At 65.2% G+C, this 24,774-nt stretch carries 23 protein-coding genes; 15 read left to right on the top strand and 8 right to left on the bottom strand.

What is annotated here, in order from left to right; all coding sequences use genetic code 11:
- Window positions 1–224: 224 nt before the first annotated feature.
- Entirely contained in the window at window positions 225–2,204 is a 1,980-nt protein-coding gene (locus RE429_RS13655) for an autotransporter assembly complex protein TamA (RefSeq protein WP_414471297.1), read from the top strand.
- A complete protein-coding gene (locus RE429_RS13650) occupies window positions 2,204–6,502 on the top strand; it encodes a translocation/assembly module TamB domain-containing protein (protein WP_414471296.1) in 4,299 nt (1,432 codons plus the stop codon). The genes RE429_RS13655 and RE429_RS13650 overlap by 1 nt, the downstream gene beginning before the upstream one ends.
- 75 nt (window positions 6,503–6,577) lie before the next feature.
- On the opposite strand, the gene RE429_RS13645 is transcribed toward RE429_RS13650, so the two are convergent.
- Complete coding sequence (locus RE429_RS13645) at window positions 6,578–7,150, bottom strand: NADPH-dependent FMN reductase (RefSeq protein WP_414471295.1); 573 nt, start codon at window positions 7,148–7,150, stop codon at window positions 6,578–6,580.
- A 137-nt stretch (window positions 7,151–7,287) separates the two neighbouring features.
- Here RE429_RS13645 and RE429_RS13640 point away from each other — a divergent pair, with 137 nt between their 5' ends.
- Together RE429_RS13640 and RE429_RS13635 are read left to right on the top strand one after the other, a co-directional pair.
- Complete coding sequence (locus RE429_RS13640; RefSeq protein ID WP_414471294.1) at window positions 7,288–7,665, top strand: response regulator; 378 nt, start codon at window positions 7,288–7,290, stop codon at window positions 7,663–7,665.
- Window positions 7,666–7,726: 61 nt separating this feature from the next.
- Window positions 7,727–7,975: a hypothetical protein gene (locus RE429_RS13635; protein WP_414471293.1), complete on the top strand. Its 249-nt coding sequence runs from the start codon at window positions 7,727–7,729 to the stop codon at window positions 7,973–7,975.
- Between the two features lie 66 nt (window positions 7,976–8,041).
- Here RE429_RS13635 and RE429_RS13630 read toward each other — a convergent pair whose 3' ends face one another.
- A complete protein-coding gene (locus RE429_RS13630) occupies window positions 8,042–8,527 on the bottom strand; it encodes a YidB family protein (protein WP_414471292.1) in 486 nt (161 codons plus the stop codon).
- A 221-nt stretch (window positions 8,528–8,748) separates the two neighbouring features.
- On the opposite strand from RE429_RS13630, the gene RE429_RS13625 reads away from it, so the two are divergent.
- The 4 genes from RE429_RS13625 (at window position 8,749) to RE429_RS13610 (ending at window position 12,012) form a co-directional block, all read left to right on the top strand.
- Window positions 8,749–9,468 (top strand): sigma-70 family RNA polymerase sigma factor, encoded by a 720-nt coding sequence (locus RE429_RS13625; RefSeq protein WP_414471291.1) that lies wholly within the window; start codon window positions 8,749–8,751, stop codon window positions 9,466–9,468.
- Between the two features lie 170 nt (window positions 9,469–9,638).
- The gene (locus RE429_RS13620; RefSeq protein WP_414471290.1) at window positions 9,639–10,061 is read left to right on the top strand and encodes a hypothetical protein; all 423 of its coding nucleotides are present in this window, start codon (window positions 9,639–9,641) and stop codon (window positions 10,059–10,061) included.
- Between the two features lie 59 nt (window positions 10,062–10,120).
- Window positions 10,121–10,360 (top strand): hypothetical protein, encoded by a 240-nt coding sequence (locus RE429_RS13615; RefSeq protein ID WP_414471289.1) that lies wholly within the window; start codon window positions 10,121–10,123, stop codon window positions 10,358–10,360.
- A gap of 272 nt (window positions 10,361–10,632) precedes the next feature.
- The gene (locus RE429_RS13610; RefSeq protein WP_414471288.1) at window positions 10,633–12,012 is read left to right on the top strand and encodes a M10 family metallopeptidase; all 1,380 of its coding nucleotides are present in this window, start codon (window positions 10,633–10,635) and stop codon (window positions 12,010–12,012) included.
- A 91-nt stretch (window positions 12,013–12,103) separates the two neighbouring features.
- On the opposite strand, the gene RE429_RS13605 is transcribed toward RE429_RS13610, so the two are convergent.
- From RE429_RS13605 to RE429_RS13590, 4 genes are all read right to left on the bottom strand, one after another.
- The gene (locus tag RE429_RS13605; RefSeq protein WP_414471287.1) at window positions 12,104–12,916 is read right to left on the bottom strand and encodes an anti-sigma factor family protein; all 813 of its coding nucleotides are present in this window, start codon (window positions 12,914–12,916) and stop codon (window positions 12,104–12,106) included.
- Window positions 12,913–13,524, bottom strand: a complete 612-nt coding sequence (locus RE429_RS13600; protein ID WP_414471286.1) for a sigma-70 family RNA polymerase sigma factor — start codon at window positions 13,522–13,524, stop codon at window positions 12,913–12,915. The genes RE429_RS13605 and RE429_RS13600 overlap by 4 nt, the downstream gene beginning before the upstream one ends.
- Complete coding sequence (locus RE429_RS13595) at window positions 13,521–14,024, bottom strand: DoxX family protein (RefSeq protein WP_414471285.1); 504 nt, start codon at window positions 14,022–14,024, stop codon at window positions 13,521–13,523. The genes RE429_RS13600 and RE429_RS13595 overlap by 4 nt, the downstream gene beginning before the upstream one ends.
- Window positions 14,025–14,096: 72 nt before the next feature.
- Window positions 14,097–14,771 carry a tetratricopeptide repeat protein gene (locus RE429_RS13590; RefSeq protein ID WP_414471284.1) on the bottom strand — a complete coding sequence of 225 codons (675 nt, stop codon included), beginning with the start codon at window positions 14,769–14,771 and terminating at the stop codon, window positions 14,097–14,099.
- 180 nt (window positions 14,772–14,951) lie between these two features.
- Here RE429_RS13590 and RE429_RS13585 point away from each other — a divergent pair, with 180 nt between their 5' ends.
- The 3 genes from RE429_RS13585 to RE429_RS13575 are packed head-to-tail and all read left to right on the top strand — an operon-like array spanning window position 14,952 to window position 17,805.
- On the top strand, window positions 14,952–16,670 hold the full coding sequence (locus tag RE429_RS13585; RefSeq protein WP_414471283.1) for an ArnT family glycosyltransferase: 1,719 nt from the start codon (window positions 14,952–14,954) through the stop codon (window positions 16,668–16,670).
- A gap of 59 nt (window positions 16,671–16,729) precedes the next feature.
- Entirely contained in the window at window positions 16,730–17,461 is a 732-nt protein-coding gene (locus RE429_RS13580) for a glycosyltransferase family 2 protein (RefSeq protein WP_414471282.1), read from the top strand.
- The gene (locus RE429_RS13575; RefSeq protein ID WP_414471281.1) at window positions 17,461–17,805 is read left to right on the top strand and encodes a lipid-A-disaccharide synthase N-terminal domain-containing protein; all 345 of its coding nucleotides are present in this window, start codon (window positions 17,461–17,463) and stop codon (window positions 17,803–17,805) included. Before RE429_RS13580 ends, RE429_RS13575 begins: the two co-directional genes overlap by 1 nt.
- A gap of 109 nt (window positions 17,806–17,914) precedes the next feature.
- On the opposite strand, the gene metC is transcribed toward RE429_RS13575, so the two are convergent.
- Window positions 17,915–19,099 (bottom strand): cystathionine beta-lyase, encoded by a 1,185-nt coding sequence (gene metC / locus RE429_RS13570; protein ID WP_414471280.1) that lies wholly within the window; start codon window positions 19,097–19,099, stop codon window positions 17,915–17,917.
- 226 nt (window positions 19,100–19,325) lie between these two features.
- On the opposite strand from metC, the gene RE429_RS13565 reads away from it, so the two are divergent.
- The 4 genes from RE429_RS13565 to RE429_RS13550 all read left to right on the top strand — a co-directional run bounded on the left by RE429_RS13565 (window position 19,326) and on the right by RE429_RS13550 (window position 23,813).
- Window positions 19,326–20,345 (top strand): amino acid ABC transporter substrate-binding protein, encoded by a 1,020-nt coding sequence (locus RE429_RS13565; protein ID WP_414471279.1) that lies wholly within the window; start codon window positions 19,326–19,328, stop codon window positions 20,343–20,345.
- 142 nt (window positions 20,346–20,487) lie between these two features.
- Complete coding sequence (locus RE429_RS13560; RefSeq protein ID WP_414471278.1) at window positions 20,488–21,690, top strand: amino acid ABC transporter permease; 1,203 nt, start codon at window positions 20,488–20,490, stop codon at window positions 21,688–21,690.
- A gap of 8 nt (window positions 21,691–21,698) precedes the next feature.
- The gene (locus tag RE429_RS13555) at window positions 21,699–23,018 is read left to right on the top strand and encodes an amino acid ABC transporter permease (protein ID WP_414471277.1); all 1,320 of its coding nucleotides are present in this window, start codon (window positions 21,699–21,701) and stop codon (window positions 23,016–23,018) included.
- 6 nt (window positions 23,019–23,024) lie between these two features.
- On the top strand, window positions 23,025–23,813 hold the full coding sequence (locus RE429_RS13550) for an amino acid ABC transporter ATP-binding protein (RefSeq protein WP_414471276.1): 789 nt from the start codon (window positions 23,025–23,027) through the stop codon (window positions 23,811–23,813).
- 104 nt (window positions 23,814–23,917) lie between these two features.
- Here RE429_RS13550 and sseA read toward each other — a convergent pair whose 3' ends face one another.
- Window positions 23,918–24,772 carry a 3-mercaptopyruvate sulfurtransferase gene (sseA, locus tag RE429_RS13545; RefSeq protein ID WP_414471275.1) on the bottom strand — a complete coding sequence of 285 codons (855 nt, stop codon included), beginning with the start codon at window positions 24,770–24,772 and terminating at the stop codon, window positions 23,918–23,920.
- Window positions 24,773–24,774 lie beyond the last annotated feature (2 nt).

The following is a 24,774-nucleotide window of genomic DNA, read 5'->3' as shown; positions in this document are numbered from 1 at the left end:
ATATGCGAGCCCGAAGCGGTCTTGCCGGATCGCGGCAGGCTTGTTCACATCCATCGATGAGCCGGGTAGCCCTCGACATCTTATTGAAATAGCTTATCGATCCTGGAGCCTTGCCGAAGTGTGGCGAACTTTGGGTTGGCTCGTCCTAGATTTCGCCCTATTTCGACGCGAAGTCTCGGCATGCGTCGAAAAGTTCATTTCCATCATTTGTCATTAGGGTGATCGTGGCTCAATCGGTATGGTCGGGAACCAGAAAACTCTCATCTCTGGCGATCCTCGCGGGACTTCTGTCCGCCGCGGTATCGGTCCCGCCCGCCATCGCGTTCGATTTCTTCGGCCTCTTCGGCGGGAGCGATGAGCCGCCGCCGCCGAATGCGGAAACCCTGCCCTACAATCTCGATTTTTCGGTCGTCGGCGGGGACAAGGACCTGGTCCAGATCCTCAAGGACGCATCCACTCTTCAGAGCCTGCGGAGCGATCCGCCTCCGGACGCGGAGGCGCTGGTGCGCCGGGCGGAGGCCGATCTTCCCCGCCTGAACGATGCGCTCTGGGGCGCGGGCTATTACAATGCCCGCATCACGGTGAGCGTCGCAGGCGCGTCTCTTTCGCTTCAGGCCACGCGCCCCGAGGCCGCCATCCGGGCCGCCATGGCCTATCGCGCGCGAGCGCTCGTGCCGGTTCAGGTCACGGTGGACCCGGGGCCGCAATTCGTTCTCCGGAATGTCGCCGTTCTCGATGCACGGACGGGCCAGCCGTTCCCGCCGGGCGAGCTGCCGCCCCGCATCGTCAGGATCCGTTCCGGCGATCCGGCGCGAGCGGCGGACATCGTGGCGACCCAGGCGCGGATCGTCGATTTCTTCCGTGCGCAGTCGCGGCCCTTCGCCAAGGTGACGGGACAGAATCCCGTCGTCTATCACCCGGCGCAGGTCATGGATGTCGGCCTGACGGTCGACCCCGGGCCGCGCGCGGGCATCGGCGAAATCGCCGTGAGGGGCGCGGAGAACGTGGACCCCGCGGTGGTGCGCTCGTTCATCTATACCGACCCGGGCGATCCCTATTCGCCGGCCGCCATCGCCTCGATGCGCAAGTCGATCCTCAACATCGAGGCGCTGTCGTCGGTGAGGGTGCGCGAGGGGCAGGCGCTCGACGCCTACGGCAATCTGCCCCTCTTCGTCGACATCACGGAACGCCCGCCCCGCGTCGTGGGCGCGTCGGTCCAGTATTCGACGACGGACGGCCCCGCGGTTCGCGCCTATTGGGCGCATCGCAATCTCTTCGGGGGAGCCGAACGATTGAGGCTCGAGGGCAGCCTCTTCTATCTCACCGAGAACGGCGGTCGTCCCGAGGACGACGGCGGTTTCGGTTGGAGCGACCTCGGGGGGCGTTTCAGGGCGAGCTTCCTGAAGCCCGCCCTGTGGGGAACGCGCAACGATTTTCTGGCCGAAGCGCTTGCGGAGCGTGATCGAACGGAGGGCTACACGAGCCGCCTCGTGAACGGAACGGCCGGGATCCGCCATCGCTTCAGCGAAACGTTCTCGATCCAGGGCGGCATCGAATACGAGAAGGGGCAGGCCTCCGACATTCTCGGCGAGGTGGACTACACCCTCGTGGGCCTGCCCCTGTCCGTCTCCTACGATTCCACGGACAATACGCTCGATCCGACGCGCGGCATGAGGCTCATCGCGTCGGTGACGCCTTACCCGGGCTTCCTCGGTTCGTCGGTTCCCATGACGGTCGCGAAGGGAGCCGCCTCGGCCTATTGGTCGCTCGATGAGGAAGCCCGCTACGTGATCGCAGGCCGCCTCGGCCTCGGCACGATCATCGGCGCGAATCTCGAGGACATTCCGGCGAACAGGCGCTTCTACGCAGGCGGCGGCGGCTCCGTGCGCGGCTTCGCCTATCGCAGTCTCAGCCCGATCCTCCTGGGCGACCCCATCGGCGGGCGCAGCCTGCTCGAAGGGTCCCTGGAAGCGCGCATCAAGGTCACCGACACGATCGGGATCGTTCCCTTCGTCGATGCCGGGACCGCCTTCGCATCGAGCTACCCGGATTTCAACGACACGATCCGGGTCTCCGCCGGCCTGGGGCTGCGCTATTATACCGGCATCGGACCGATCCGCCTCGATGTCGCGATGCCCATTCGCCGCGAAAAATGGGACGACAGCTCCCTCGCCATCTATGTCGGGATTGGACAGGCGTTCTGATGATCAAGCCGCGACGCCATCTCACCCTCTTCGCCGCATTGGTTCTCGCGCTCGCCGCATTGTGGTTCGCCGCCGGCTCCCCGAGCCGGGCCCAGACCGATCAGAGCGTTCTGGCGAACCTGATATCACGCGTTCTGTCGACGCCGACGACGCGGGTCACGATCGGCCAGATCGAAGGGGCGTTGTCATCGAACGCGGTGATCCGGGATGTGAGGATTGCGGATCGCGACGGCGTCTGGCTTTCGCTCGATCGCGCGCGCCTGGTCTGGACCCGGACCGCGCTGCTGCGCGGGCGCCTGGAGGTGAACGAGCTCGAGATCGATCACCTGCAGGTTCTGCGCAAACCCGAGACGACGGAGGAGGAGAAGGTCGCCGTCTCCGACGAACCGATCCTCCCCGAATTGCCCGTAAAGGTGATCGTCGAAGGATTCACCCTGCAGGAGCTCACGCTCGGCGAGCCGGTGCTCGGCACCGCCGCGTGGCTCTCCGCCAAAGGCTCGGCCAATCTCGGCGATCCGGGCGAAGGACTGAAGCTCGATTTCGCGGCGCAGCGTCTTGATGCCCCGGGCAGCCTTTCGATCGCACTCAATTATGTCCCGCAAACCAACCGGCTTGCCTTGGACCTGAAGCACCAGGAGCCCGAGGGCGGCATCGCGGCTCGCCTGCTCGATCTGCCGGGCCTTCCGCCGGTCGATCTCAAGCTCGCGGGCGACGGCCCCTTGAGCAGTTTCGCGGCACGGCTCGATTTCTCGGCCGGCCCGACCATCGGCGCCGCGGGCACGACGACGGTCCGGCGCGCCGGGGCCGCCTATGACGTCGATGCGGATCTCGCCGCGCAGGTCGAGGGGCTGCTCCCCGCGCCGGTCGCTCCCGTCTTCTCGGGAACGACGCAGCTCGTCGGCAACGTGACGATCGGGGACGACGGCAGCCTGAAGCTCCAGCCGTTGCGCGTCACCTCGAACGTGGCGAGCTTCGACATGGCGGGAACCGTCAACGGGGCGCGGGCTCTCGACCTGACCCTGCAGGCCCGGGCCCTTCCCAATGACGGATCGGCCACCCGTGCGGGCGATGCGGAGATCCGCCGTCTCGTCTTCGACGGACGCGTGCAGGGAACGATGACGGCCCCGCGCATCAACGGTTCTCTCGATGCCGCGGGAATCCGCCTGCCGCAGGGCGCGCTCGACACCCTCGCGGCGCGCATCGCCATGAACCCGGTCAACGATGCGGCCATTCCCGATCGGTTCACGTTCTCCGTCGATGCGAGAGCCGACGGCATCCAACCGGCCGACCGGGCGGTCGCCCGCGCCCTCGGGCGGACCCTGTCGCTGAACGCCAGCGGCACGCTCGACCGGGACGGGATCGCCAGCGTCGACACGGCGCGCCTCGAAACCGCCACCGCGCAAGCGGGGTTCAGCGGCCGGGTCGGCCCGACGGTGCTGGATGGAAACCTGAACGCCACGATTCCCGCGCTCGCATCCTTCTCGGGCGTCGCCGGCCGGACGTTGCGCGGCTCGGCCGCCCTCGGCGCGAAGCTCTCGGGAAACCCGAGGCGGTCCGATATCGCCGCAACGATCGACGCGAGCCTGCGCGAACTCTCGACGGGAACGCCGCCCCTGGACGGCCTCCTCGGCCGCTCGGTGGCGGCGAAAGGCGTCATGCGCCGGGTGCCCGGCGGCTTCGCGTTCGAGAACTTCCGGATCGACGGAGCGCATCTCGATGCGCGCGTGGACGGGCGCGCCACGCAGAGCACGGCCGATCTCGGCCTCGACATTGCCATCGACCAGCTCCGGCATCTCGATTCGCGCGTGAGCGCCGGGCGCGCCCATCTGACGGCTCGCCTTTCGGGCTCCCTGGAAAAGCCCGATGTCACGGCGGATGCGACGCTCTCCGACGTGCGGGCGCTCGACCGGCCCGTCCCGCGCCTCGCGCTTCGGCTCGACGCCAAGGACGTGACGGGCGCGCTCGATGCCGCTCTCACGTTCGACGGGCAGGTCGGCGCCAAGGCCGCGACGGGCAGCGCGCATGTCGCGCGACCGGGCGAGGGCGGATGGCTTCTCGACCGGCTCGACGCACGGATCGGCTCCGTCTCCCTGAACGGACATCTCCGTATCGGCCCCGACGAGCTGGCGGAGGGCCGGGTGTCGGTTTCGGGCAGCGATCTCGACGATCTCAGTCCGCTCGTCCTGACGAAGCTCGACGGATCGGTGAACGCCGATATCGCGCTCAGCGCCGTCAACGGACGCCAGGATGTTTCGGTCACGGCGAAGGGATCCCGCGTCGCGGTTTCGACCGTGGCGGTGCAGGGCTTCGATGCCCGGCTGTCCGTTGCCGATCTCTACGCACGCCCCGTGATCGACGGCATCGTTCAGGCGGACGCGCTGACGGCGGCAGGACAAACGTTCAGGACGATCCGCCTTTCGGCCGTGGGATCGCCCGCCGCATCGACCATCACGGCATCGGCCGTGGGACAGGGCTTCGACCTGAACGCACAGGCTCGCGTGGTGCCGGGCGATGCGACGCGGATCGAACTGGCGAGCTTCGCGGCACGGCGCGGCGGCAGACGTCTTGCTCTCGCGCAGCCCGCCGTGATCGAACTCCGGGGTGGCGATGCCACCATCGCCGGGCTCGTGATTGCCGCCGACCAGGGACGCGTCGGCGTCTCGGGCAAGGTCGGGAGCCGGCTCGATCTCTCGGTCGACATCCGCAACCTTCCTCTCCAGGTCGCGGAGATCGCCGTACCCGGTCTCGGCCTCGCAGGCACCGTGAACGGGAGTGCGGCGGTCACGGGCGATGCCGGCAATCCGTCCGGCTCCTACGACGTGCGGGTCGCCGGGCTCGCAACGCCCCAGACGCGTCAGGCGGGCCTTCCCCCGATGGCCGTGACGGCGCGGGGCCGGATCGCGGATCAAAGAGCGACGATCGATGCGGCCGTGGCCGCAGGACGTTTCGGAACGCTGCAGGTCTCGGGGAGCGTCCCGCTCGACGCCACGGACGACCTCGCGCTGAAGATTGCGGGCCGGACGGATCTTGCCGTGGCAAACAGCTTCCTGTCGGCCCGCGGCCAGCGCCTGACCGGAAGCGCCGCACTCGATCTTTCGGTCGCGGGCGCCGTGGCCGAGCCGCGCATTCAAGGGGCGGTGACCCTGGCGGGCGGAACCTTCGTCGACTCGCTTCAGGGCATCCAGCTGAACAACATCAACGGGCGGCTGGCCGCGCGTGGCGATACGCTTGCCATCGAGAGCCTGAACGCCCGCACGCGAAACGACGGGTCGCTGAGCGCCAGCGGACGGGTGACTCTCGATCCGGCGGCAGGTTTGCCTGCCGATATCCGCATCACCGGCAGCCGCGCCCAACTCGTATCGAACCCGCTTGTGGATGCGACAGCCGATCTCGCTCTCACGGTTTCGGGCCCACTCATGAGCGCCCCGCGTCTCGGGGGGCGGGTCGACATCATCTCGATGAACGTCTCCGTTCCCGACCGCCTTCCCACCACCCTGAGGCCGCTTCCGGGCACCCGGCACGTTCAGCCGACGCCCACCGCCGCCGCGCGGCTTGCCCTCGAGCGCAGGCAGCAGACCGCCGCCCGGGGAAGCCCGTTCAATGCGGGACTCGATCTCGTCGTCACGGCGCAGAACCGCATCTTCGTGCGGGGCCGGGGGATCAACGCCGAACTCGGCGGCGATCTGCGGCTCCAGGGAACATCCCGCGATCCGGTCGCCATCGGGGCGTTCGATCTCCGGCGCGGGCGTCTCGATCTCATCGGCCGGCGTCTCGACTTCGTGCACGGAAGACTGGACTTCACCGGTGATCTGACGCCCTCGCTCGATTTCGTGGCGGAAACGCAGGCAGGCGACGTGACGGCTCGCATCGCCGTGACGGGACCGGCCTCGCAGCCCGCATTCGGATTCAGCTCGAGCCCGGATCTGCCGCAGGACGAGGTTCTGTCGCGGATCCTGTTCCAGCGCCCCTCCGGCGGCCTTTCGGCCGGGCAGGCGCTGCAGCTCGCACAGACCGTGGCGCAGCTCTCGGGCGGCACGGGAACGGATGCGTTCGAGAGCCTGCGGCGTTCTCTGGGCGTCGACAGCCTCGACATCTCCGTCGACGCGAGCGGCGGTCCCGCGGTCGGCGTCTCGCGCTACATCAGCGACAATGTCCGCGTCGGCGTCAAGGCAGGGGCTCGGCCAGAGGAGAGCGGGGTCACCGTCGATGTGGATCTGACGCGGCGCCTCAAGGCGCAGGGCGCGGTCGACGCCGAAGGGGGAACCTCCGTCGGCCTCGGCTTCGAGCTCGAGTATTGAGGGACGCGGGCGCCAGCGAAGCGGAGGGGCCTGCCGACAGGCCCCTCGGCCGGCAGGCTCATGAACCGGCGCGGTTCAGGTGTCGCGCGGCAGAGCGATGTAGACCCGCTCGATGAAGTGGTAGAACTCGGTCATGTAGGTTCTCAGGAACGCGGCGGTCGACTCGTTCGTGATGTTTCCGTCGTCGTCGATCAGCCCGGGCTTGAACTGGATATAGGCTTCCGGCGCATTCATCTGAGGCGAGTTGCAGAAGCCGAGCACGCTGCGCAGGTGCTGCTGCGCAATGGCCGTTCCGATCGATCCGGGGGATGTGCCGATCACGGCCGAGGGTTTTCGGGTGAACGCGTTCTGGCCGTAGGGGCGGCTCGCCCAATCGATGGCGTTCTTCAGACCGCCCGGGATCGAGCGGTTATATTCCGGCGTCACGAAGAGAACGGCATCGACGGCCGCGATGGATTCCTTGAAGGCACGCGCGACCGGAGGGTAGTCGGAATCGTAGTCGTAACTGTAGAGCGGCAGGTCTCCGATCGCTATTTCGGTAAAGGTGAGCTGCTGGGGTGCGATGCGTGTCAGGGCGATTGCGAGCTTCCGGTTGATCGATTCCTTCGCCAGGCTGCCGATCAGGTAGCCGACCTTGAACGTCGTCATGGAATCCTCCTCGATTGACCGGCGGCGGCCGGAATTTCTGCAAACGAAAAGGCTAGTGCGCCCGGACGGAAAATGAAGGTGGGAACAAGGGCGTCGGATCGTCCGTTTTCCGCTGTATGAAGCCCCGGCGCGAGATTTTGAACCGGCCTGTCGTCCTCCTCGTGGAGGACGAGCTGCTCGTGCGTCTGACGCAGGTGGAGATTTTGCGGGAGGCCGAGTTCTGGGTCGTCGAGGCCCAGGATGCGGACGAGGCTTTCGATCTCCTGAAAAAGCGCCCGGATATCAACGTGGTGCTCACCGACGTGAACATGCCCGGCTCCATCGACGGGTTCGAATTCGCCCGTCTCGTCCGCCAGGGATGGCCGGATGTGGGCATTCTCGTGATCTCCGGCAAAGTCGCGCCCAAGCCCGGCGATCTGCCGGCAGGTACGCATTTCCTGCAAAAACCGATGCGTTCCGATGCGTTCGTCGAGGCCGTGAAGCAAACGATGCTGTGGCGGACGCAGGAGGCGTGACGGGGGAGCCTGGCCGGTCCGGGCCCGCCCTTCCTGCTCGCGCGAGAAGGAAGGTCCGTCCATGACCAGGCACCGGGTTGTTTTCGGCAACCGTCAAGTCCCGCTCCCGCGCTCGAAGGGCCTCAGGATCGCCCTCGGCTCCGCGCTGCTCCTTGGAGGCCTCGTCGGATTTCTGCCCGTGCTCGGATTCTGGATGATCCCATTGGGGCTCATCGTTTTGTCGATCGACATCGCCGTGGCGCGCAGGCTGCGCCGCCGCTCCGTCGTATGGTGGGGGCGGCGGCGCGGTGCGCGGCGCGAGCGGACTTAAACACGTTGCGCGCAACGGAGGCGGCGCCGTATCGAGCCTCGGGCCATGGTGACAAAGCCCCCTGCGCTATTCGGGAAGGCGTCCTTCCGGCGTGTACTGATCGACGGCGTTCGGCAGATCCCGCGACAGGCGTGCGAGAAGTTCCTCACGGGAGAGGCCGGTCTGCTGGGTCAGCGTGTTCAGGACGTCGGGCCCGATGACCTGTTCGAGGTTCTGTGGGGCGATTTCCTTGTTCGGGCCCGGCCCGACCCAGGAATCGGCCGCCTCGCCATGACCGCTCTCGCGGAACCGGTCGACCAGTTCGCCGAGCCCGCCCTTCAGGAGGCCGCCCGCATCTGCGCTGCCCGCACCTGCGCCGCCCGCACCACCGAGGCCGCCGAGCAAGCCGCCGAGACCGCTAAGGCCGCCGGTCTGCTGATCCGGTGCTTGGCCCGGCGCGCCAGGCTGCTGCCCTCCGCGCAGCATCTCTGCGATTTTGTCCCGGTTCTGGTAGCCGGCGATCGCGAGAAGCCCCAGAAGGGCCGTCATGGAAGGGAAACCGCGGCTGTTCATGTCATTCCTCCTCAATGGTCGAGTCGACAGGAACATGCGAGCGGGCAAAGGGTTCCGATTCTGATCCGAAAGGGCATCGCCGGGAGGCGAGCCTTCAAGGATCCTTTTGCCGCTAGGCGTGCGAAGCGGGACATCAAGTTCGCCTTTTGTCGCAGACATTCACGCGGTCGAAATGCGCCAAGCATATTTAAATGCGCGGGGGCCGCCCCAAATATTGCCGCATGCCAGACACGACCAAAACCCTTTCTCAGAATCCATCTTCGCCGATCTCGGGCGCGGCCCTGAGCGCGGCTGTCCGTCTTCATCTCGGTAAGCAGCTTCGCGCGCTCTACGGGGATCCCGCGGAGGACAAGCTGCCGCGCGACCTGGCCAAGCTCGCCGAGCGCGTCGCGCAGGTCATCCGCGCGCATACCGAGCCCGTCGATCAGGCGTTCATCGACGGCGTCATGGAGGCGTTGCCGAACCTGCGCGCCTTCGCCCTGTCACTCACGGGCAAGCTCGATCAGGCCGAAGATCTGGTGCAGGATACGGTCCTGAAGGCGCTCACGAAGCAGGAAACCTTCGAGAGCGGCACGAACCTTCAGGCCTGGCTCTTCACCATTCTCCGCAACGGCTTCTACTCGACCCACCGGAAGACCAGCCGCGAGGTCGAGGACGGTGACGGCGCCCATGCCGCGAGCATGGTCGCCATTCCCGACCAGGAAGACAAACTCGCGCTCCAGGACCTCACGACGGCCTTGGGCAAGCTTCCGCAGGAGCAGCGCGAAGCGATCATTCTGATCGGCGCGGAAGGCATGTCCTATGAGGATGCGGCGGAAGCCCTCGGCGTGAAGGTCGGCACCATCAAAAGCCGCGTGAACCGGGCCCGTAATCGCCTGGCCGAGCTGATGGGCGTAGCCGGAGACCGGCTGCAGCATCACAATCACGCCGCCGAGGCCTGATCATCGAACCACCATAAGAGGCCCCGCGCTGCCCTGAAGGGCAGCGCGGGGCCTCTTGTTGTGTGTGCCTAAAATATCAGCGAGCCGGTTTCCGAACTTTTCCTCGGGCTTCATGGTTGAGCTGACAGCTGGTGGGTGCTCGCGAACGCTTCTCTGCCAAGGAGGGGAGCATGGAACACAGGCCTCTGTCTGAAATCGGCCACGTGGCCGATCTGAAGCCCTCGCAAACTCCTGTGCTGTCGAAAAGGGAGCGGCTGGACCGCTGGGCCGAACTGCTCGAGCGGGACCCCGACCGCGTTCTCAGAACGCTCGATGAGATCGAGTGGAAGCCGAGAGCGGTCCGCCAGGCCATGCGCGCCGACAATTCCGCCCTGACGGTGGCCTTCGACGATCCGGTGCTGCGCACGGCGGGTCTCGTGAGCGACCGGTTCGGCGATGCCGTGAACTTCTTCCAGATCTCCGAGCATGATGCGCATATCGTGCTCTGTTCATGCCACGGAGGGGAGTCCATGCGAGCCGAAGAAGCGGCCCGGCGGGTGCGCGGCATCCGGTCGCCGAGCCTCTGGTCGCTTTATTTCGGCTGGCTTCGATAACCGGTCAGGCTCCGGCGCGGCTTCAATCCTTGTAGGGATCGAACTCGCCGGGGCCTGCCATGGATGGCTATGGCGGACGGGCGCAGGCTGTGCTCGATGGCGATGGTTCCGCCGTGATAGGCGAGCACGTCTTCGAGCCTGCGATTGACTATCGGACTTTCATCCACATCGCCGCCTCCGAGAAGTACGCCCTTGGCCGCGCTTCCTGCCATCATGCACCGGGGCAGCTGCTTGATCGTTCTCTCGTCGTGCTCGCCGTAGATGCGGGTTTCCATGAAGCGCCTCGCGCGGTCGCGTGATCGAACCCCATGAAGGAGAGCCTGTTCCTCGAGGGGAAAGGCGCCGGCACTCGGAGGTTCGAGGCTGATATGGAGCTTAAGTATTAACTTTGTTATAAGAATGCAAATCTCGTGTAAATTTCACATCGAAAGCTATTAAGCTAGATCTGTGCGTAAATTTGCATAAATATAAGAATATAAAGCTAGATAAAATTCAAAATTAACCCCTATGGATTATAAAATTCGCGCTCTCTCTATGCTCTAAAAATTCCCCCATTTACGTGAGGACGGGCATGGCAGATACGATTACGGTCGCACGGACAGGCAATCAGGATATCGATGGTATTCTTTCGGGTTCGGGGTGGAGCAGCCCGAACCTCACATACAGTTTTCCGCAAAAGGCATCTTATTACGGCAGCCAATACGGATCGGGCGAGCCCCGGGGAAATTTCGAGGCTCTGAATGCAAGCCAGACTCGGGCGGCGCGCGACGCCTTCGCGATGATCGCCTCGTTCGCCAATCTGACCTTTGCAGAGGTCCCAGAGACCTCCAAGAGTCACGCGACGGTGCGGCTCGCCAACTCGGACCTGCCGTCCACGGCCTGGTCCTACTTCCCGGATCAGACTGACGAGGGAGGGGATGTATGGTTCGGCCGAACCGACGGCTGGTTCGACGATCCCGTCCCGGGAGGCTACGGCTATTACGGCTTCATCCACGAGATCATGCACTCCGTCGGCCTGAAGCACGGGAACGAGGCGAGCGGCTTCGGAGCCATGACGCCTGCGCGGGACTCCATGGAATTCTCGGCCATGACCTACAGGTCCTATGTGGGCGCGGCCGGGCAATATGTGGAGAACGAGGAGTGGGGCTACGCTCAGACGCCGATGATGTACGACATCGCCGCCCTGCAATACATGTACGGCGCCAACTTCGCCACGCGGGCCGGCAACACGGTCTATCGCTGGGATCCGTCGACGGGACAGGAATTCGTCGACGGCGTCGGCCAGGATGTTCCAGGCGGCAATCGTATCTTCATGACGCTCTGGGACGGAGGCGGTCAGGACACTTACGACCTCTCGAACTATGCCACGAATCTCGACGTCGACCTGCGCCCGGGGCAGTGGACGCGCCTCTCCACGGAGCAGGTCGCCCAGCTCGGCGTCGGGCATGACGCGCGCGGCAACATCGCCAATGCCTTGATGTATCGCGGCGATCTGCGGTCCCTGATCGAGAACGCCATCGGTGGGTCAGGCAACGATACGATCACGGGCAACAGCGTCGCGAACATCCTGAAGGGCGGCGCGGGAGCCGACCGCCTTGCCGGGCGCGAGGGCAACGATGTCCTCTACGGCGGACCGGGCAAGGATGTCTTCGTCTTCGATACGAAGCCGAGCGGCACCTCCAACCTCGATCGCATCGCCGACTTCTCCGTCGTCGACGATACGGTCTACCTCGAGAACGCCGTGTTCACGAAGCTGAAGGCTGGCAAGCTCCCGTCGACCGCGTTCTGGATCGGGAGCAAGGCTCACGATTCCTCCGACCGCATCGTCTACGATTCCACGAAGGGCGACCTCTATTACGATCCGGACGGCACGGGAAAGGCTGCATCCGTCGAGTTCGCCCAAGTCACCAAGGGCCTGAAGATGACGGCAAACGACTTCCTCGTGGTCTAAATCATCGGACGTGAAAAGTGGAATCCGCTTTTGCGTTCGATGCGCGAGCGGCGGATCATCGTCCGTTCCCGGCGAGGCGATGATCCGCATCCTATCCCGCCAATCGATCCGAGAAATCCTTCGCCAGGTTTTCGAGGCGGGGAAACGGCATCCGGCCGATCACCATGTAATCGTGGCCCGCCTGGGTCCAGAAGACGATGTTGAACCCTTCTCTCTGCTCCGTGCGCGGCGGGGCGTCTTCGTCATCGCTTCTGACCATGCACAGGGCAACCGGCCCGGTCGCCGGATCGAGATAGGCGAGCTGGCCCAGGGGTTTTCCGTCATACTCGAACAGCTGGGCGCGTTTGAAGGACAGGCCGGGGATATCGGCTTGGCGCGCGGACAGGTTGATCGCGAGCCTGGCCCTCAAGCTGTCGATCTCGCGCTGTCTCATCGCGTCGTCATCGGGGATGTTGGCCAGGGTGTCGGCCGAGTAGAGCGTAAGGTACTCGGCGACTGCCTGGCGCCAGTCGTCATCGTCCTGGGTGCGGGATGAGCCCGCGACGAGATCCCGCAAGGAGGCACGCGGGCCGAGGAGGCTGTTCGTCGCGAAGCCTGCGAGAAAAAGCAGGATCGCCGCGGCAACGGCGGCGACGGCCCTCCAGCTCCTGGACCTGCCCTGCGGAGCGGCCGCGGGTACGGCGGGCAGCATGGAACTCAGGCGCTCTTCGGGAGCCTGGGCGAGGAGGGTTTCGAACGCTTGCCTGAATGGACGGTTTCCGCCCGAAAGCACGAGGAGGCGGCGCTGGAGCTCGGGGTCGGCCGCGATTCTCCTGGCCAGGGCCGATTGCTCGTCGGGAGCGAGTTCGCCATCGAGATAGGCGACGAGCCGCTCATCCGTCTCATGATCCTGCGGCGCCGTCATGATGTCCGGGCCTCCGCGCCGAGTCTGCCGAGGGTCAGGCGCGCCGCCGCGAGGCGGCTCATGATCGTCCCGATGGGAACCGCGAGAACTTCCGCCGCCTCCCGATAGGCCATGCCTTCGCCGTAAACGAGAAAGACCGCCTCGCGCTGGCCGTCCGGAAGGGAGAGCACCTCGCGCAGAACCTGATGAGCGAGCACGCTGGCTTCGACCTGTTCCGAACCGTCGAAGGCGAGGGCTGCTTCCGCATCGACGGTGCCCGAGCCCTCGCGGATTCGCCGCGAGCGGACCTCGTTCAGCCAGATGGAATGCATGATGGAAAACAGCCAGCGTTGAAGATTCGTCCCGGCCGAAAACTGCTCCGCTCGCTCGAGGGCCCGCAGGCAAGTGGACTGAACCAAATCTTCAGCGGTGTCGCGGCGGCCGCTCAGAACCAGTCCATAGCGCCACAGCCGCGTCAAATGTCGGGGCAAGTCCGCTCTGATTTCATCCTGCCCGGTCCTGAACATCACCTGCGCACATGCTCTGTATCGCGGCTTCGATGGCGATATCAGAGATAGGGTTCCCCCGCAGTCGAAGGCAAGGTGCCGCGCCTGAAACAGCTCGCTCATCCCCTCTGTTCCCGCGCTTCGCCCGAGGGCATGTCCGGGAGCTCGGAGAGGCGGGCGAGGCCGTCGACGGACCAGCCTCCGGCGCCGAACGCAACGAGCGCGAGAAAGCCTCCGGCCATGGCGACGTCCTTGTAGAACTGGATGAGCTCGCCCGGATCCGAGAAACGCCCATGGAAGAGGAGGGCGGTCAGAAGGCAGAAGCCCGCGAGGGCGAAGGCTGCGATCCTGGTGAGAAACCCGAAGGCGACGAGCAGGCCGCCTCCCAGCTCCGTCAGGATCACGAGCGGGAGCAGGATCCCGGGCACTCCGTGGTGGTCCATGTACTGGAGCGTACCGGAATAGTTGAGCAGCTTGCCCCAGCCCTCGACGACGAAGATGAGGGCCAGGAGAAGCCGCGCCGCGAGAGCGAAGAGAGCTTGGAGCGCGAAGGGAGCTTGGAGCCTGAAGGGAGCTTGGAGCCTGAAGGGAGCTTGGAGCCTGAAGGGAGCTTGGAGCTTCATGAGCATCGCCTCCTCGAAGAGGACAGGGCAGAGGCCGTGCGAGGCGGGGCGGGCCCGCCGCACACGGGCGCTTTACAGCTTCGGGGTGGCCCCGATGGCTTTGGCGAGATCCCGGTATTCCTCGCATCCGGTGCCGCAGAGGGTCTTGATGGTCTGCAGCTGCTCCTTGGCGAGATCGATCTTACCCTGGGTCACATAGGCCTCGCCGAGATATTCCCGAACCTGCGCGTAGTGGGGATCGAGGGCCACCGATTGCAGATAGTAGCGGATGCCTTCGTCCGTCCGCCCGAGCTTGCGCGTCGCATAGCCCCGGTAGTTGAGGGCTCGTGGCGTATTGGGGTTCTCCAGGAGATCGAGCATGTCGATCGCCTCGCCGTAGCGCTTCGCCTTGGCCAGGGCGTAGGCGTATTCGGTCAGGTTGCCGTCGGGCACGACTCCGCTTTGCGCCCGCACGCACCTGTTCGTCTTCTGAACCCAGACCTGTCCCCGCGGGCAGACGGGCATGGAAGGATTGTTCGTGTTGCGCTCGCTTCCTGCGCGGTTGCCGTTCTCGCCGGTTGCTCCGCTGGCGGAGCCGCCGCTTCCGCTCCCGACGCCTCCGCCGCCTCCGCCACCGAGGGCGAAGGCCGGGCCGGTCGCGAGGGCCGCTGCAAGACACATGGCACCTGCCGTGGCGGCAAGTCTTGTGAAGGCAAGTCTTGTGAAGGCAAGTCTTGCGAGGAACAGGGGCTTGCTTGGGCCGAACATGGCGTCCTCCTTGGTTGCTGCCCGGAGAACACCGGGTTCGAGGGTTTTATTCGGGGGGACCTTTCGATGGGCGGCAGCCCGCCCGGTGCCGCTCGATTTGACTTCACGCCGAGTTTGGAGGACACCAGCGCCTTTGCGGGGCTATTCCCACCCGTGTTTGTCCGCAAAGGCATGCCATCGATGGACGGTTCCGTCGCCCAGCAGAGTATCTCCATGCGTCGCTTCTCGCCCGCGCAGCTCGCCAGCTTCGTGGAGCGCAGCCATGCCCGGCTCTGCGCTGTCCTCGTCCTGCTGTCGCTGGCCTGTTTCCTGTCGGGCTTCACGACCCTCCAGCCGATGGACCGGGACGAGCCCCGCTATGCCCAGGCATCGAAGCAGATGCTGGAATCCCATGACTTCGTCGATGTCCGGTTCCAGGACGAGGCGCGGTACAAGAAGCCGGTGGGCATCTACTGGATGCAGAGCGCCAGCGTCGCCATCGGCGATGCGCTCGGCATTCCCGAGGCGCACACCACGATCGCGCTCTATCGCGTGCCGTCCCTGTTCGGGGCCATCGCGACCGTTCTCCTGACCTATTGGGCGGCTCTGGCCTTCTTCGGAAGGCGAGGGGCCTTCCTGACGGCGGCCCTGATGGCGACCTGCGTCATCCTCATGGTGGAGGCGCGGCTCGCCAAGACCGATGCCATGCTGACCGCCTGTTCGGTGGCGGTCATGGGCGGCCTCGCGCGGGCCTATCTGAGCCGGGGGGCCGGGGTCCTGCCGCGCCGCGCCCTCATCATCTTCTGGACCGGATTTGCCCTCGGGATCCTCGTCAAGGGGCCCTTGGTCCTGATGTTCGCCGGTCTCACGGGCGCCGTCCTCTCCTACCGGGAGCGCTCGACGCGCTGGCTGCTCACCTTGCGGCCCTGGCTGGGTCTCGCCTTCACCCTGGCGGTGGTTCTGCCCTGGTTCGTCGCCATCGCGGTCAAGAGCGGCGGCGCCTTCTATTCGGAAGCCGTCGGCCACGACATGCTGGGCAAGGTCGGCACGGCCCAGAAATACCACTGGGCTCCTCCGGGCTTCTATCTGGTGGCATTCTTCGCCACCTTCTGGCCGGGAGCGATCCTGGCGGCCATCGCCGCGCCGTTCGCCTGGATTCATCGCCGTGAGGAGCCGGTCGCCTTCGCCCTGGCCTGGATCGTCCCCTCATGGCTGGTCTTCGAGGCGGTTCCCACCAAGCTGCCGCATTATACGATGCCGCTTCTTCCGGCCGTGGCCATCCTCGTCGTGATGGCGATCGCCCGCCAGTTCGTGGGGCCGCACCGGCCTTTCGCCAAGCTCGCGACGGTTCTCATTCCCTTCATCCCCGTGGGCCTGACCATCGGCCTGTCGGCGGCGAACTGGTCCTTCGACGGCACGCTGCCCTACCGGGCGCTCCCGGCCATGGCGGCCGCCTCCGCCATCGCGCTCTATGCCTGGTGGCTCTTCATCGGGAACCGTATGGTGGGCTGCCTCTGGGCCGGCTTCCTGTCGGCCGTGTGCCTCGCCATCGGCGTGTTCGGGTTCGCCCAGCTCGACCTGAGGTCCCTGAAGGTCTCGGACAAGCTCGCGCAGACCCTGCGGGGCTTTCCGTCCGCCAAGGCGAGCGTCGGCACCCTCGGCTATCGCGAGCCGAGTCTCGTTTTCCTGGTCGGCACCGATCTCGATATGCTCGACAGCGCCCCCGAGGCCTCCGCCTTCCTGAAGAAGAGCGGCTGCGCGACGGTGTTCGTCGATCAGCGCTTCGAGGCCGACTTCCGGATCGCGAACGAGCGGAACGGGCTGGCGCCTGCGCTCTCGACCCGCGTCTCAGGTTTCAATATCAACAGTGGGAAGCGTGTCGATATCGGCGTCTATTCCGTCGACGCCGGCTGTCCCTGACTTCCTATCCCAAGGGGGCTCACAAGCCCTTAAAGAGGGGGCTCACAAGCCCTTGATCGATGAGCGACTTAAACCCGGCTCCGCGCCTCAGCGTCGTGGTGCCCGTCAAGAACGAGGCCCTGAACATCCTTCCCCTCGTGGAGGAGATCGAGCGCGCCTGCTCGGCCCTTGCGCCCTTCGAGGTGATCTATGTGGATGACGGCTCGACGGACGATACCGTCGAGCAGGTGCGCTCGGCCCGCGCCACCAGGCCCTGGCTGCGCCTGGTCCGCCATGAGGCGAGCTGTGGGCAGAGCGCTGCCGTCCGCACGGGCGCCCATGCGGCGCGCGCGCCCATCATCGCCACCCTCGACGGCGACGGACAGAACGATCCGGCCTTCATTCCTGAGCTCGTCGCGGCTCTCGACGACCCGGCCGTCGGCCTCGTCGCGGGGCAGCGGCTCGGGCGGAAAGGGGCGGCCAAGCGCTGGCAGTCGCGCGTCGCGAACGGCGTGCGCGGGCGCGTCCTGAAGGACGGAACGCGCGATACCGGCTGCGGTCTCAAGGCCTTCCGCCGCGAGGTCTATCTGCGTCTTCCCTATTTCGACGCCCTGCACCGCTTCATGCCGGCCCTGGTCAAGCGGGAGGGCTACCGGATCGCCCATGTGGACGTGGTCGACCGGCCCCGGCATGCGGGGCAGTCCAATTATGGCCTCTTCGACCGCCTGTGGGTCGGAATCCTCGATCTCGCGGGCGTGTGGTGGCTGATCCGCCGCCGCCGCCGCGTGCCCGTTTCCCAGGAAATCCACTGATGCTGATGCGCCTGTCCCACGATATCGGATTGTACTTCTACGATATCGTCATCGCCCGCTTCGATCTCTGGGCCGCCTTCGGCGTGCTGGCGCAGTTCGTGTTCGGCGCCCGCTTCATCGTGCAGTGGATCGCTAGTGAGAAGGCGGAGAAGAGCGTCATTCCCATGGCCTTCTGGTTCCTGTCCATCGGGGGCGGGCTGATGACGCTCATCTACGGGTTCGCCCGGCGCGACATCGTCATCATCTCCGGGCAAGCCCTGTCGATCTTCATCTACGTCCGCAACCTCATGCTGATCGCCAAGGAGGCGCGCCGGAAGGCCAAGACGGCGCAGCTCACGACCTAGGGCCGGTTCCACGGACGCGGAACCGGCTCTTTATCGTCTTACCTTCGGCTTATCTTCGGCCCGGCCGCATTGCTGACGGCGAACCGGATCCGCCGCGGCGACAAAGGTTCTAATCCGCTTCCCGCAGTCGGGCGAAGCCCGCATCCAGATCGCGCTTGAGATCGTCGAGATCCTCGAGGCCGATATGGAAGCGCAGGGCATGGCCGCCCGGCTCCCATTTCGTCGCCGTGCGATAGGTCGCGCAGTTGAACGGGATCACCAGGCTCTCGAAGCCGCCCCAGGAATACCCCATCCCGAAGAGCGCCAGCCCGTCGAGCATGGCGGCGAGCGCCTTGTCGGAGCAGGGCTTGAGGATGACGGAGAACAGGCCGGACGAGCCCTTGAAGTCCCGCTTCCAGATGTCGTGCCCCTTGTAGGTTTCGAGCGCCGGATGAAGCACCCTGTCCACCTCGGGTCGCCGAGCGAGCCAGCGGGCCATCTCCAGCGCCTGCTTTTCGTGCTCGCGCAGGCGCAGCGCCATGGTGCGAAGACCGCGAAGCCCCAGGAAGACGTCCTCCGGGCCCGGGCACATGGCAAAGGCGTCATAGGCCGCGCGCAGATCCTTGAAGCAGCGCTCGTTGGCGGAAACCAGCCCGAGCAGGAGGTCGGATCCTCCGCTGAGATATTTGGTGCCTGCCTCGACGGCGATGTCGACGCCCCGTTCATGGGGCGGGAAGAGCAGGGGAGTCGCCCAGGTGTTGTCCATGATCACCACGGCTCCATGACGGTGCGCGACTTCGGCGATGGCGGGAATGTCCTGCATCTCGAGGGACTGGGACCCAGGCGCTTCCGTAAAGACAGCAGCCGTGTTCGGACGCATGAGGGACGCGATCCCGGCTCCGATCGAGGGATCGTAATAGGTGGTTTCCACACCAAATTTCTTGAGCATCCCATGGCAGAATTGCCGCGTGGGAAGGTAGACCGAATCCGTGACCAGCAGGTGGTCGCCGGCCTTGAGGCAGGACATGAGGGCGACCGTGACCGCCGCGAGGCCCGAGGGGGTCAGGACGGTACCGGCCGCTCCCGTGAGCTCCGTCCACGCGGTCTCGAGCGCTTCCGTGGTCGGTGTCCCTTTCGTTCCGTAGGAATAGCGCCCTCGGCGATGCAGGAGATCGTCCGTCGTCGGGTAGAGCACGGTCGAGCCGCGATAGATCGGCGTGTTCACGAAGCCGTGCTGCTCGAACGGCTCTCGGCCTGCATGAACGAGGAGGGTGCGTTCCGCGAGATGGGCGGGTTTGGGGGAAAGTTTTGACATCGGCTCAAGGACTTGCTGAAGGGGGCCTGATCAGAAGCCGAGGGCGCTCCGACGTCAACCCTCCGACTAAAAACCATTCCATCAAGACTTGACCGGTGATCAATCATGGAATGTGATGGATCCGATGCCGCAATCGTCCGATGCGGCGTGGAACGGTCTGACCGTGGCTCGGCTGGGGGAACAAGAACAGGCGAGCCGAATGGAACTATTGGGAGAATAAACCAACATGAAAAAGGCTCTCGTATCGATTGCCTTCGGCCTTACGGCAAGCCTGTTCGCGACCGGCGCTTCCGCGCAGGCGACCCTGAACAGCGTAAAGCAGAAGGGTTTCCTGACCTGCGGCTCGAATACGGGTCTCGCCGGCTTCGGCCTGCCGGACGCCCAGGGCAACTGGACCGGTCTCGACGTCGACCTCTGCCGCGCCATGGCTGCCGCGATCTTCGACGATCCGACCAAGGTTCGCTACATCCCGCTCGCCGCCAAGGACCGCTTCACCGCGCTCCAGTCGGGCGAAGTGGACGTGCTGTCCCGCAACTCGACGATGACCATGTCGCGCGACACGCAGCTCGGCCTCGACTTCCCGGCCATCAACTACTTCGACGGCCAGGGCTTCATGGTCCGCAAGAAGCTCGGCGTGTCCTCCGCGAAGGAGCTCAACGGCGCCTCGATCTGCACCCAGCAGGGCACCACGACCGAGCTCAACCTCGCCGACTACTTCCGGGCCAACAACATGAAGTACGAAGTCGTGGCCTTCGCGACCTCGGACGAGACCTTCAAGGCCTATGACGCCGGCCGCTGCGACGCGTTCACCACGGACGCCTCGGGCCTCTATGCCGAGCGTCTGCGCGCATCCGCTCCGGACGATCACATCGTTCTGCCCGAGATCATCTCCAAGGAGCCCCTCGGCCCGGCGGTCCGTCACGGCGACAACCAGTGGGGCGACCTCGTCCGCTGGACCCACAACGCCATGCTCGACGCCGAGGAACTCGGCGTGACCAAGGCCAATGTCGACCAGATGAAGAGCTCCGACAACCCGGAGATCAAGCGTCTGCTCGGCACCGAAGGCAAGTACGGCGAGGGCATCGGCCTGACCAACGACTGGGCCTACCGGATCATCAAGCACGTGGGCAACTACGGCGAGATCTTCGAGAAGAACGTGGGCGAAGGCTCCAAGCTGAAGATCAAGCGCGGCCAGAACGCCCTGTGGACGAAGGGCGGCCTGCAATACGGCATGCCGATCCGCTAACCGGATCTCTGAAGGCCGGAGCGCCCGGATCCCCGGGCGCTCCTCAATAACAATAAACTGCCGGTCGTTCATGGCAGCGACAATTGCATGAACACGGGGGGAGGACGGCCTAACAAAGTCAGCCGTCAGAGGATTGAGTTCAGTGCAGACCGTTGTCAGCCAGACATCGCCACCCAAAAAATCGTTTCTTTACGATCCGAAGATCCGTGGGATTTTCTACCAGGTCCTTCTGGTCGCCGTCGTCGGCTACCTGTTCTATATGGCCGCCACCAACGCTATCGAGAACCTGCAGCGGGCCAAGATCGCGTCCGGCTTCGGCTTCCTCGAAAATACGGCCGGATTCGACATCAGCCAGTCGCTGATCCCGTTCAGCGCGGCCGGGTCCACCTATGGCGACGCGTTCCTCGTGGGCCTGCTCAACACGCTGATCGTCTCCGCCATCGGCATCTTCTTCACGACCATTCTCGGCTTCCTCATCGGAATCGCCCGCCTGTCCAAGAACTGGATGGTGGCGAAGGTCGCCATGGTTTATGTCGAAGCGCTGCGCAACGTCCCGCTCCTGGTGCAGCTGCTGTTCTGGTACATCGCCGTTCTCGGCCCGCTGCCTCAGCCGCGCAACTCCCTGGAAATGGGCGCCGGCTTCTTCCTCAACTCGCGCGGTTTCTTCATGCCCCGGCCGGTCTATGCGGCAGACGCGTGGGCCATTCCGGCCATGCTGGCGATCGGCCTCGTGGGCGCCTTCGTCTACCGGCGCCGGGCGAAGACCCGGCAGGAGAAGACGGGGCGGCAGTCTCCGGTCGGCCTCGTGACGCTCGGCCTCGTCGTCGGCCTGCCCGTCGTGACCTGGATCGTTCTGACCCTCGCCGGCGCCAACCCGATCGGCTTCGATCTGCCGAAGAAGGGCACCTTCAACCTGACCGGCGGCATGCAGATCCTGCCGGAATTCGTCGCCCTGCTGCTCGGCCTCACCACCTATACGGCGGCCTTCATCGCCGAGGTCGTGCGCGCGGGAATTCTCGCCGTGTCGAAGGGGCAGACCGAGGCGGCAAGTTCGCTCGGCCTCAAGTCGGGCCAGACGCTCCGTCTCGTGGTCATTCCACAGGCGATGCGCGTCATCATCCCGCCGCTGACGAGCCAGTACCTCAACCTGACGAAGAACTCGTCGCTGGCCGTCGCGATCGGATATCCCGATCTCGTGCAGGTGTTCATGGGCACCGTCCTCAATCAGACGGGCCAGGCCATCGAAGTCGTCGTCATCACCATGGGCGTGTATCTCACGATCAGTCTCGTGACCTCGGCCGTGATGAACATCTACAACCGCCGTGTGGCAATCGTCGAACGATAGGAATTCCGATGAGCACCACCGTCGATATGCCTCGTTTCGTCCGCGCCAAGCAGGAGGAGGCTCTGCCTCCGCCGAACCTGACGCGCGGCCCCATCGCCTGGGTCCGGGAGAACCTCTTCTCGGGCCCCTTCAACACCGTGCTGACGCTGGTGGTCCTTTATCTGCTCTATGTCAGCATCCCGCCCCTCGTGCGCTTCCTGTTCGTGGATGCCGTGTGGAGCGGTGCCGACCGCGCCGCCTGCAGGGCCGACATGGGCGGAAGCGAAGCCGGTGCCTGCTGGGCCTTCATCCGCGAGAAGCTCGGCTACTTCACCTACGGCTCCTATCCGGTTACGCAGCGCTGGAGGGTCGATATCTTCTTCGCCCTCCTGGGATTGGGCGTGGGCTGGCTTTTGTGGCTGAGGGCGCCGCGCCGGGACCTGGGAGCGGTCTATTTCTTCTGGCTGTTCCCGATCTTCTCCTACATCCTGCTGACGGGCGGCAACGCCAATTTCAGCAGCCGCTTCTGGATCGGGTTCCTGATTTTCGGCGCCCTGCTGATCGCGCTCTTCGCGTTCGTCGCCGCGATCCTCAAGACGCCCATGCGTCCGGCCCTGATCATCGGAGGCGGCATCGTCGCGGTGGTCGGCATCACCCTTGGCCTGATGTCGGTCGATTTCGGCCTGACTGCCGTGCCGACCGCCCTTTGGGGCGGAATTCTCGTGACGCTGCTGGTGGCCACGGTGGGCATCGTCTGCTCGCTGCCCTTCGGCATCCTCCTGGCCCTCGGGCGCCGCTCGAAGCTGCCGATCGTCCGGATGGCTTCCGTCATTTTCATCGAGTTCGTCCGCGGCGTGCCGTTGATCACGGTGCTCATCATGGCCAACACGATGCTGCCGCTCTTCCTTCCGGGCGACATCACGGTCGACCGTCTGCTGCGTCCTCTCATCGGTACGGCGCTCTTCGCCTCCGCCTACATGGCCGAGGTGGTGCGCGGCGGCCTCCAGGCCATGCCGAAGGGGCAATATGAAGGTGCGATGTCGCTCGGCCTGAACTACCCGCAGATGATGGTCCTCATCATCCTGCCGCAGGCCCTGCGCATCGTGATCCCGGGGATCGTGAACACCTTCATCGGATTGTTCAAGGACACCTCCCTCGTGTCGATCGTGGGCATCTTCGACGTGGTCAAGACGATCGAGGCCTCGCGCATCGATCCCAACTGGGCAGCGCCCAATATCGGCCTGACGGGCTATGCCTTCGCGGCCTTGTTCTATTTCATCTTCTGCTTCGGCATGTCGCGCTACTCGCTTGGAGTCGAGCGGCGCCTCGCGGCAGGTCAGAAACGGTAATCATTCATGGCAACGACAGTGACATCCCAAACAGTTCAGACCGCCGCCCTCGATCCGCAGGCCGAATCCGCCATCCAGCTGATCGATGTGCACAAGTGGTACGGCGAGTTCCACGTGCTGCGCGACATCAACCTCAACGTGCGCCGGCGCGAGCGCATCGTGATCTGCGGTCCGTCGGGGTCCGGCAAGTCCACGATGATCCGCTGCATCAACCGCCTGGAGGAGCACCAGAAGGGCCGCATCATCGTCGACGGGACCGAGTTGACGAACGACCTCAAGCGCATCGACGAGGTGCGGCGCGACGTAGGCATGGTGTTCCAGCACTTCAACCTCTTCCCGCATCTGACGATTCTCGAGAACTGCACGCTCGCGCCGATCTGGGTGAAGAAGATGCCCAAGAAGGAGGCGGAAGAGGTCGCGATGCACTACCTGAAGCGGGTAAAGATCCCGGAGCAGGCGAACAAGTATCCCGGTCAGCTGTCCGGCGGTCAGCAGCAGCGCGTGGCGATCGCGCGCTCGCTCTGCATGAGCCCGAAGATCATGCTGTTCGACGAGCCGACCTCCGCTCTGGATCCCGAAATGGTGAAGGAGGTGCTCGACACCATGGTGGGTCTCGCCGAGGAAGGCATGACCATGCTCTGCGTCACCCACGAGATGGGCTTCGCCCGGCAGGTGGCCGACCGGGTGATCTTCATGGATTACGGACAGATCGTGGAAATGAACACGCCCGACGAGTTCTTCAAGAATCCGCAGCACGAGCGCACCAAGCTCTTCCTGTCCCAGATCCTGCACTGATCCGCTCTGCGAAGTGCAAAAGAGAAAGGCCCCGGAAACGCCCGGGGCCTTTTTGTTGGGATGCGGCTTCGGCCGCCTTGGGAAGAGCGGCGAATGCCGGACGCTCACCCCCTCTTCGCGGGTCCGGTTTCGACCGGCAGGTCCTCACGCGACCCCCACTCGGACCAGGATCCGTCATAGATCGCCTTTGCGGGGTGCCCCAGGGTCTCGAAGGCGACCGAAAGAACGGCCGCCGAAACGCCCGAGCCGCAGCTTGCGATGATGGGGCGGTCGAGATCGAGGCCTGCCGCCTGGATCGCCCGCATGAGACTGGCCTTGTCCTTGAGGCGTCCGTTCTCCACGATATCGCCCCACGGAAGATTGAGGCTGCCGGGAATGTGCCCCGACCGGAGGCCTGCCCTCGGCTCCGGTGCCTCACCCCTGAACCGGTCGGCGGCGCGCGCATCGACGACCTGCGCGGAGTTCGAGCGAACCGCGTCGTGAACGACGGCGGCGTTCGCGACGGCGGCGGCATTGAAGGAAGGCGTGAAGGTCCGATGGGCGCGGGGCTGCTCCGGCCCGGTCTCGACGGGCCGGCCCTCGGCCTTCCAGGCGGGAAATCCTCCTTCGAGAATAAACACCCGGGGCGCGCCGAAGATCTGGAACATCCATCGCACGCGCGGAGCGGAGTAGAGTCCGATGCCGTCATAGACCACGATGGTCATGTCCTGACCGATTCCCAGCTTTCCCACGGCTTTCGCGAAATCCTGGGGCGAGGGAAGCATGTGCGGCAGGGACGAGGCCGCATCCTTGACCGTGTCGATGTCGAAGCGCACCGCGCCGGGAATATGACCCGCCAGGAACTCCGCCTGCGGATCGCGATTCTGCGCCGGCAGATACCAGGAACCGTCGACGATCACGACGTTCGGATCGTCGAGATGCTCCTGCAGGCGCTCGGGTGAAACGAAGGGAGGGGACATGG

The sequence above is a fragment of the Microvirga sp. M2 genome, assembly GCF_047497095.1.
GTDB lineage: Bacteria > Pseudomonadota > Alphaproteobacteria > Rhizobiales > Beijerinckiaceae > Microvirga.
The sequence above is the reverse complement of the archived record's forward strand: the minus strand, read 5'-3'. Positions and strand labels throughout refer to the sequence as shown.

What these genes read in the sequence shown, in the direction of transcription:
- RE429_RS13625 (WP_414471291.1), top strand. Translation starts at nt 8,749, where the DNA reads ATGCCAGACACGACCAAAACCCTTTCTCAGAATCCATCTTCGCCGATC.
- RE429_RS13615 (WP_414471289.1), top strand. Translation starts at nt 10,121, where the DNA reads ATGGATGGCTATGGCGGACGGGCGCAGGCTGTGCTCGATGGCGATGGT.
- RE429_RS13595 (WP_414471285.1), bottom strand. Translation starts at nt 14,024, where the DNA reads ATGAAGCTCCAAGCTCCCTTCAGGCTCCAAGCTCCCTTCAGGCTCCAA.
- RE429_RS13600 (WP_414471286.1), bottom strand. Translation starts at nt 13,524, where the DNA reads ATGAGCGAGCTGTTTCAGGCGCGGCACCTTGCCTTCGACTGCGGGGGA.
- RE429_RS13555 (WP_414471277.1), top strand. Translation starts at nt 21,699, where the DNA reads ATGAGCACCACCGTCGATATGCCTCGTTTCGTCCGCGCCAAGCAGGAG.
- RE429_RS13645 (WP_414471295.1), bottom strand. Translation starts at nt 7,150, where the DNA reads ATGACGACGTTCAAGGTCGGCTACCTGATCGGCAGCCTGGCGAAGGAA.
- sseA (WP_414471275.1), bottom strand. Translation starts at nt 24,772, where the DNA reads ATGTCCCCTCCCTTCGTTTCACCCGAGCGCCTGCAGGAGCATCTCGAC.
- RE429_RS13610 (WP_414471288.1), top strand. Translation starts at nt 10,633, where the DNA reads ATGGCAGATACGATTACGGTCGCACGGACAGGCAATCAGGATATCGAT.
- RE429_RS13585 (WP_414471283.1), top strand. Translation starts at nt 14,952, where the DNA reads ATGGACGGTTCCGTCGCCCAGCAGAGTATCTCCATGCGTCGCTTCTCG.
- RE429_RS13650 (WP_414471296.1), top strand. Translation starts at nt 2,204, where the DNA reads ATGATCAAGCCGCGACGCCATCTCACCCTCTTCGCCGCATTGGTTCTC.
- RE429_RS13565 (WP_414471279.1), top strand. Translation starts at nt 19,326, where the DNA reads ATGAAAAAGGCTCTCGTATCGATTGCCTTCGGCCTTACGGCAAGCCTG.
- RE429_RS13620 (WP_414471290.1), top strand. Translation starts at nt 9,639, where the DNA reads ATGGAACACAGGCCTCTGTCTGAAATCGGCCACGTGGCCGATCTGAAG.
- RE429_RS13635 (WP_414471293.1), top strand. Translation starts at nt 7,727, where the DNA reads ATGACCAGGCACCGGGTTGTTTTCGGCAACCGTCAAGTCCCGCTCCCG.
- RE429_RS13580 (WP_414471282.1), top strand. Translation starts at nt 16,730, where the DNA reads ATGAGCGACTTAAACCCGGCTCCGCGCCTCAGCGTCGTGGTGCCCGTC.
- metC (WP_414471280.1), bottom strand. Translation starts at nt 19,099, where the DNA reads ATGTCAAAACTTTCCCCCAAACCCGCCCATCTCGCGGAACGCACCCTC.
- RE429_RS13550 (WP_414471276.1), top strand. Translation starts at nt 23,025, where the DNA reads ATGGCAACGACAGTGACATCCCAAACAGTTCAGACCGCCGCCCTCGAT.
- RE429_RS13630 (WP_414471292.1), bottom strand. Translation starts at nt 8,527, where the DNA reads ATGAACAGCCGCGGTTTCCCTTCCATGACGGCCCTTCTGGGGCTTCTC.
- RE429_RS13605 (WP_414471287.1), bottom strand. Translation starts at nt 12,916, where the DNA reads ATGACGGCGCCGCAGGATCATGAGACGGATGAGCGGCTCGTCGCCTAT.
- RE429_RS13590 (WP_414471284.1), bottom strand. Translation starts at nt 14,771, where the DNA reads ATGTTCGGCCCAAGCAAGCCCCTGTTCCTCGCAAGACTTGCCTTCACA.
- RE429_RS13575 (WP_414471281.1), top strand. Translation starts at nt 17,461, where the DNA reads ATGCTGATGCGCCTGTCCCACGATATCGGATTGTACTTCTACGATATC.